The 7,114-nt window shown below is 48.4% G+C and carries 7 protein-coding genes and 1 pseudogene; 7 read left to right on the top strand and 1 reads right to left on the bottom strand.

Translation table 11 applies throughout. The features are described 5' to 3' along the window. From ACL7TT_RS20220 to ACL7TT_RS20205, 4 genes are all read left to right on the top strand, one after another. A partial coding sequence (locus tag ACL7TT_RS20220) for a hypothetical protein (RefSeq protein ID WP_413397989.1) occupies window positions 1–523 on the top strand: 523 nt, incomplete at its 5' end. 51 nt (window positions 524–574) lie between these two features. After that, a complete protein-coding gene (locus ACL7TT_RS20215; protein WP_413397988.1) occupies window positions 575–787 on the top strand; it encodes a hypothetical protein in 213 nt (70 codons plus the stop codon). After that, window positions 774–1,868 (top strand): hypothetical protein, encoded by a 1,095-nt coding sequence (locus ACL7TT_RS20210; protein WP_413397987.1) that lies wholly within the window; start codon window positions 774–776, stop codon window positions 1,866–1,868. Before ACL7TT_RS20215 ends, ACL7TT_RS20210 begins: the two co-directional genes overlap by 14 nt. A 426-nt stretch (window positions 1,869–2,294) precedes the next feature. Beyond that, window positions 2,295–4,130 carry an FG-GAP repeat protein gene (locus ACL7TT_RS20205; RefSeq protein ID WP_413397986.1) on the top strand — a complete coding sequence of 612 codons (1,836 nt, stop codon included), beginning with the start codon at window positions 2,295–2,297 and terminating at the stop codon, window positions 4,128–4,130. 163 nt (window positions 4,131–4,293) lie between these two features. On the opposite strand, the gene ACL7TT_RS20200 is transcribed toward ACL7TT_RS20205, so the two are convergent. Continuing rightward, window positions 4,294–4,491, bottom strand: a complete 198-nt coding sequence (locus tag ACL7TT_RS20200; protein ID WP_413397985.1) for a hypothetical protein — start codon at window positions 4,489–4,491, stop codon at window positions 4,294–4,296. A 16-nt stretch (window positions 4,492–4,507) separates the two neighbouring features. On the opposite strand from ACL7TT_RS20200, the pseudogene ACL7TT_RS20195 reads away from it, so the two are divergent. From ACL7TT_RS20195 to ACL7TT_RS20185, 3 genes and pseudogenes are all read left to right on the top strand, one after another. Next, window positions 4,508–4,885 (top strand): annotated as a pseudogene (locus ACL7TT_RS20195) (IS3 family transposase); the annotation flags it as partial. 404 nt (window positions 4,886–5,289) lie between these two features. After that, window positions 5,290–6,045 carry a hypothetical protein gene (locus ACL7TT_RS20190; RefSeq protein WP_413397984.1) on the top strand — a complete coding sequence of 252 codons (756 nt, stop codon included), beginning with the start codon at window positions 5,290–5,292 and terminating at the stop codon, window positions 6,043–6,045. A gap of 172 nt (window positions 6,046–6,217) precedes the next feature. After that, window positions 6,218–6,595 (top strand): D-Ala-D-Ala carboxypeptidase family metallohydrolase, encoded by a 378-nt coding sequence (locus tag ACL7TT_RS20185; protein ID WP_413397983.1) that lies wholly within the window; start codon window positions 6,218–6,220, stop codon window positions 6,593–6,595. Window positions 6,596–7,114 lie beyond the last annotated feature (519 nt).

Raw genomic sequence — 7,114 nt, 5'->3', positions numbered from 1 at the left:
CACAGATGTGGTAGGGCTGGTGGCGTTACTAGCGTTTAACGCTGCCTCAACGGTTTGTAAACGTTTAGCTAAACGGTCTAAACGGTTTTCAGCGCCAGATAAACAGTTTTCAACGGATTCTAAACGGTTTTCAACGGACGCTAAACAGTCGCGAACAGAGCCTAAACAGTTGCTAAATGACGCTAAACAGCTACCAACGGTAGATAAACGGTTGCCCAGGGGAGGGCAGGGCTCCTCAACGTTTCCTAAACAGTTTTCAACGGTTTCTAAACGGTCCTCAACGCCAGCTAAACGGTTTTCAACGGACCCTAAACGGTTTGTAAACGCCGACCTCAGCCAGGAACAGATTGAACTGGCCAACCAAATCTGCGCCGGAGAGTTCGGTACCCGGCCCGTGTTACGCAACATCATCAAGTGCATTCGCGGTGGATACCCAGCCGCCAAACCCGTTTTCGACGCCCTGGAGCAGGCAGGAGAAATCACCCGTGACGGCCAGAGGTTTTACCTGGCTGGGTGCCAATAGGATAACCAATCGGCGCGGGTCTGATCGCGCCATAGTTTGCTGGAAAGGATTATGAGCACACTACTGCAAGAAGAAGAGTTGAAAGTCTGGATAGGGGTAAAGAGTCGCGCCAAACTTATGGATTGGCTCGATCAACAAGAGCTACCTTATCGGCTCACCCCCAGTGGCAAGATCGTCACTGAGCTGGGAGCAATCTCGGAGGCGTTGATCCGTAGCGCCAATGACAATTGGAACAACCCGGTATTTGGCAATGCGGGGACGTAAGAGAAAGCCCAGCGAGTGGAGCTGGCTGCCGAAAGGTGTCTACGCGATCCGGGGCTGGTTGGTGCACCGCGCCTATCAAAACGGCAAATTTCAGCCTGATGTTAAGATTTGCCGCCTTGAGGTCGCCAGGAAGAGCCGTGCCAGCTTCTATCGCCGTTGGGAGGAGCTGCAAGGGGAGGGTGCCCACAATCTGCGGTGGGTCATCGACAAGTACCTCAATAGTCGCCAGTTCACGAGGCTCGCTCCGCGGACCCAAAAGGACTATGTGCGATACCGTGACAGAATCTGCGGCTATCCAGTCAATGGCACGACCTTTGGAAACTTCCCGCTGTCACGCCTCAACAAACGTGTAATCCGTGCTTACCTAGACTCTTACCCCGCTCCGGTTGCTGGTAATCGCCATGTGCAATTCTTGGGCTCGGTTTTTTCCTGGGCCACACAGCGCTACGAGGATGTGCCAGTCAATCATTGTGATGGTGTAAAACTGAATCAAGAAGAAGCCCGTGACCGCTACATTGAGGACTGGGAGTACGCAATTGTCTTCATTTGTGCCCAAAACATGCGGGTGCCGCTCATAGCTCCAGCAATGGAGTTGTCTTATATATGCCGGGCAAGGAGAGGTGAAGTTTTCGCCTATACGGAGCTGAGTATCCGCCGCGAGGGCTTGTATCTGAAAAGAGGCAAAGGATCTAAGAATGAGGTCACCCTTTTCAGTGATCGGCTGCGCCTGGCGATTGATGCCTGCCGGCGTATCTATCCATCTGCCCCACCTAAGGGCCACCTCCTCCATGACAAGAACGGCAATCCTTATAAGAAAAACGCACTGGATTCAGCCTGGGAGCGAGTGATCACCAAAGCATTGACCACTGGTGCTGCTCTACCTCCAGAGCTAGCAAAAGAGGCTATGGCAGCAGGTGCTGAATTCATAGGCGGGTGCTACTTGTTAACAGGAAAATTCACATTTCACGACATCAAGGCAAAAGGCATCACGGACCACAAAAACCACGATGGTGGCCACCGCTCCAAGAAGATGGAAACAGTGTACAACCGGCTGGCGAGGAGAGTTGAGGCGACAAGATAGGGGCATTCTGGCCGCCAAAAAATAGCACTTTTGCAACGGTAGAATGCGGCCTGCAGAGCATCTCATGCCAAAAAATAAGTTGCATAACTTATTGATTTTATTATAGAATGAGCCGATCTACGAACCAGGCGGTCGGAGGTTCGAATCCTCCCGAGCGCGCCATATAGATCAAGGGCTTACGTCAATCGGCGTAAGCCTTTTTTCGTTGTGGTACCAAATACGGTACCAATTGGAAGAGAAGTCACCCAAAAGCTGGATAATAATCCAGTACTCACTTATCAACCTATTTCTCTTCCAATGACGCCAGAAACCACTGAAAATAATTTGAAGTTTGGTACTCTTTATTCAGCATAATCCCCCCGCACTCCAGCCTAGCGGGACACTCATATAAAATCATTATCGCAACTTAAAGGCCCGAGTTCCGAAATGAAGAATATAACTGCTTTTGTTTTTATATTAACTTTGTCCCTAGTTGCCGCCTGTAGCGGCGGTGGCTCCGGTAACTCCAACAATAATAATATTAATAATGAACCCCCTCCTGTAAATCAAGCTCCTAGACAACCTCAGAACTTCGGCTTGAGCTTCGAGGCCATCAAGTTATTCCGGTTTAAATGGGATACTGTCGAAGGAGCCAGCCACTACCGTCTGCAGGAAAATCCAGACGGCGTTTCGGGCTTTAGCCAAGTAGGGGAAGACATCCCTCAAGGTACCGAGACTTTCGCCTTGGAAGCACCCCTCTATGCTCGAACAAATGCACAATATTTTTTGCAGGCCTGTAACGAGGGCGGGTGTTCTGATTCTGAAATTGTCTCAATCAGTGGTTCTTTGGTTGAAAGTATCGGATATTTCAAGGCTAGCAACACCGATCCAATTGACCTTTTTGGCTCTTCTGTCAGCCTCAGCAATGACGGCAACACCCTGGCGGTAGGGGTAGTTAACGAGGATAGCAATGCGACGGGCATTAACGGCGACCAGTCCAACAATGATTTAGTCGAGTCTGGTGCCGTGTATGTGTTTGTCCGCAACGACATTACTTGGGCCCAGCAAGCCTATATCAAAGCCAGCAATACGAACTTGGATGATCGCTTCGGTAAGGCGGTCAGCCTTAGCGGAGATGGCAACACCCTGGCTGTGGGAACACATGGCGAGGACAGCAATGCAACAGGCATTAATGGCGACCAGTCCAATAATGATTTTATCGAGTCTGGCGCCGTGTATATGTTTGCCCGCACCGGCACTACCTGGACCCAGCAAGCCTATATCAAAGCCAGCAATACGAACTTGGATGATCGCTTCGGTGTGACGGTTAGCCTTAGCGGAGATGGCAATACTCTGGCGGTAGGAGCACCTAACGAGAGTAGCAATGCAACGGGCATTGGTGGCGACCAGACTAATAACGATGGATGGTTTTCTGGCGCTGCGTATATATTTGTCCGCACAGAGGCCACTTGGGTCCAACAAGCCTATGTCAAGGCCAGTAATACTGATATAGGTGATGCCTTCGGTCAGTCAGTCAGCCTTAGCAGAGACGGCAATACTCTGGCGGTGGGGGCATATAACGAGGAAAGCAATGCAACGGGCATTGATGGCAACCAGACCAATAACGATGATTGGTCTTCCGGCGCTGTGTATATATTTGTCCGCACAGAGGCTACTTGGGCCCAACAAGCTTATGTCAAAGCCAGTAATGCCGGAAAAAGTGACACCTTCGGTCGGCCAGTTAGCCTTAGTGGAGACGGCAATACTCTGGCGGTGGGGGCATATAACGAGGCAAGCAATGCAACGGGCATTGATGGTGACCAGAGCAACAATGATTTTTACGGGTCTGGTGCCGTGTATGTGTTTGCTCGTACCGGCATCACCTGGGCCCAGCAGGCCTACGTTAAGGCCAGTAATACTGATAGAGGCGGCCTCTTCGGTCACTCAGTCAGTCTTAGCGGAGACGGCAATTCTCTGGGGGTAGGGGCACTTAACGAGAAAAGCAACGCAAGAGGTATTAATGGCAACCAGGCTAACACTGATGAAGGCAGTTCCGGCGCTGTGTATGTATTTGCCCGCACCAATACTACTTGGTCCCAGCAGGCCTATGTCAAGGCCAATAATACGGAACGGGAAGATTTCTTCAGTACTTCAGTAAGCCTCAGCGGAGACGGCAATACCCTGGCAGTCGGGGCGGAAGGTGAGGACAGTGATGCGACAGGCATTGATGGCGATTCAACTAATAATGATGCGCCAGTTTCCGGCGCTGTATATGTTTATTAATCACCTTCTTTACTGCTAATTAAGGCAGGGAGGATATTAAAATTTGATCTGTGCGGCCGCTTCTGGCCCACTGATCGCGTTTAGCTGAGTTACTTGGATAGTGAGAGCTTGAGCTGAAAATATTCAGTATCGCACTGTCGTCGCTGACTGCTGGCTTTCCACTTTACTCCCCAATCACCACCCGCAGCTTCACCGTGCGCTGGATGCACTCCATGCGCCAGGCCCCTTTGTTGACCTCTTCGTTCTCCGTGCCCTCAGCAACAGCTGAGGCATGCAGGGTTTCCACCTTGCCCGGGGTTTGCCAGGGTGTGCCGGCGGCATTGTAGTGGTCAAGTATTTTTGGCCACCGTCTTTTGAGCATTCCAATATTTTTCTTCAGCCACATTCGGCGGCAATTCGACATTCAAGAACCGGATACAGCCTGGACTGGCGACATCACGTACATCTGGACAGGCACTCGCTGGGCTTACCTGGCGGTGGTTCTGGACCTGTTCGCGCGCAAGCCCGTTGGCTGGGCGTTGTCGCTATCACCAGATACGGCGCTAGTAAAGAAGGCGTTGACGATGGCCTATGAATCGAGAAATGAGCCTGAAGGTGTAATGTTTCACTCAGACCAAGGATGCCAGTACACCAGCTTGGGGTTTCGGCAATTGCTGTGGCGCTACCAGATGAAGCAGAGCCTAAGTCGCCGTGGGAACTGCTGGGATAATGCGCCGACAGAGCGTTTCTTCAGGAGCTTGAAGACGGAGTGGGTGTGTGCAGCGATCATCCTGACTAACCGGCCAAGAGCCGGTTTTTTGTGTCTGAAATTCAGCATCAATGCCTCCGATCTCTTTGATATGAATGTTGGGTTGGGGGGGCAGTGTTATCGTGATTATGAAAATCACTAGAATTTCTTCTATCTTTATTTTTGTAGATAAAATACTCTACTTGGTACAATTCAATTGCTTTCAGATGTTATCTAAAAACTCTTCCTTCTAAGGTTGAATTAGGTGTGCCGTGCTTGTATTCTGGGCTGCAGGAAATATAAGAAAGGAGATAAGTCTGAAGTTTGTAATTCATAGATAAAATTTTTAAATTTTGAAATGTATAAGATTCAAAAAGGTCATATGAAAATATTCATATGGTTTTTAAATAATTGAAAAGGATGTGGTTGTTGATGAATAAATTATTTTCTGGGATTTTTGTATTGTTGGTGGCCTCCTCCAATAGCTTTGCCGCCGCTCCGTATTTGTACGACCATTGTAGTGTTCTTGGGCATGGTGGTGATTCGTCTAATGTAAAAGGGGATAGATATGTCTTGGTTGGATCCACCGAAACCTATAGGCATGAAGGCAAGATATTAAGTGGCGCGGGAGGATCATTAAACGGCAGAACTGCATATTTTTTTACTTTGGATGGCGATGCAGGATCAGATAAGTATAGCTATCAAGATTTTAAGCAGGTGGCGAAGCGAAATATTTACTTTCCCAACCGTGGATCAAATTATGTTCAAATAAATTATTCATTTAAAGATTCACTTATATCAGGAAATATTATTTATGAAACAATATGCAAAAATATAAATGTTCAATCCCCGCCAACTCTTACTAGAAAATACGTAGGCAGTTCGTCAGCAAGTGTTGATTACACTGTAGACGAATTTTCAACGGCAGCCTTAACTGGCATACCAGTTACGATTACCTTTCGTTATTATGGTGATCTTTATGGTAGAGATGGAACTGCTGCAACTTTTTCCAGCAATAGTTTGACTGGTACTGCAAGTGTAAACTTGTCAATACCGGGGGGGGATATATACCAAATTGATGCGGTTATTTCAGATGGTTTGTATAGAAAGAGTGTATATTTGGGATCTATTAATAAGAGTGGGGGTGGCGGCGGTAATCCGACATGTCCAAGATGCAATAAAGATTAAGATACTGGTTTGTTGATAAATATATACAGGTAGGGGTGAATTTCTAGCACCCACCCCAAAGATGTCCAAGGTGTTTGTTAGCTGGTTAGCTTTGTAAGCTGGACTAGATCAGAGCAAATTTGGCACTTTCCTAAGCCCGCCTAGTGCGGGCTTTTTCGTTTCTGATAATCCCATGTTTGACAACGACTACTTCACAGAAAAGGAGTTGTCCTGCCGTTGTTGTGGTAATAACCACTTCTCGGATGACACGCTACGCCGATTGATCAGAGTCAGGGTGCGCTTCAACAAGCCTATGGTGATCAACTCTGGCTATCGCTGCCGGGCCCACTGCACCAGTATCGGCTCCACCATGACACACACAACCGGGCAGGCTGTGGATGTATCAGTTTCTGGTGGGCGTGCCTACGAACTGCTAGGGATCGCGATAGAGGAAGGGTTTACTGGGATTGGCGTAAAGCAGAAGGGCGCCCACAAGGGCCGATTTCTGCACCTGGATGACCTCGAGCCTATACCGGGTGAGTGTACCCGGCCTACTGTCTGGAGTTATTGAGGGGGAGAGTGTATGAAGGGAGTGGCACAGCATTGCTTCCGAGACAGTAATCAGGATAATAGTGATCATGGTGAGCACTATATAGATGTTATAGGGGCAAGAACTTGAGTTGGGGTAGTAAGGAAAAAATATCAAGTGTATATCTATGGAGGTTCACGGCTTGCCTGTTTGCGTCAAGTCTTCTGCCAGTAGCGTATGTACTATGGGTAGTTTCACCAAGATTAAAGATCATTTGGTTTGGTGTTGCTTTGCTTTCTGCTATCTGTTCTTCATTAATTATTTTTACCCTACCATTAAAAAATTCTCGCTACTATATTCCAAGTAGTGTTGTGATGAGTGCACTCCTTTATGGAGTGATCCAAGGGGGTCTATTATTGAGTTATTGTCAATTTTGGTGTTCAAAAAGCCAGATTAAGCAGCGCTCTGGTCGGCTGTTGACACCTCCTCTCCATCTTTGAACTTCACTCCGGTGATGACCTTGGCCAGGCAGTCAAAGCCCCGGAGTTTTCTCCACTTTCC

This window comes from Microbulbifer jejuensis, assembly GCF_047289955.1.
GTDB lineage: Bacteria > Pseudomonadota > Gammaproteobacteria > Pseudomonadales > Cellvibrionaceae > Microbulbifer.
This window is presented reverse-complemented; position numbering and strand designations above follow the sequence as displayed.

Coding starts and splice junctions, on each gene's coding strand:
- ACL7TT_RS20215 (WP_413397988.1), top strand. CDS start 575: ATGAGCACACTACTGCAAGAAGAAGAGTTGAAAGTCTGGATAGGGGTA.
- ACL7TT_RS20210 (WP_413397987.1), top strand. CDS start 774: ATGCGGGGACGTAAGAGAAAGCCCAGCGAGTGGAGCTGGCTGCCGAAA.
- ACL7TT_RS20205 (WP_413397986.1), top strand. CDS start 2,295: ATGAAGAATATAACTGCTTTTGTTTTTATATTAACTTTGTCCCTAGTT.
- ACL7TT_RS20200 (WP_413397985.1), bottom strand. CDS start 4,491: ATGCTCAAAAGACGGTGGCCAAAAATACTTGACCACTACAATGCCGCC.
- ACL7TT_RS20190 (WP_413397984.1), top strand. CDS start 5,290: ATGAATAAATTATTTTCTGGGATTTTTGTATTGTTGGTGGCCTCCTCC.
- ACL7TT_RS20185 (WP_413397983.1), top strand. CDS start 6,218: ATGTTTGACAACGACTACTTCACAGAAAAGGAGTTGTCCTGCCGTTGT.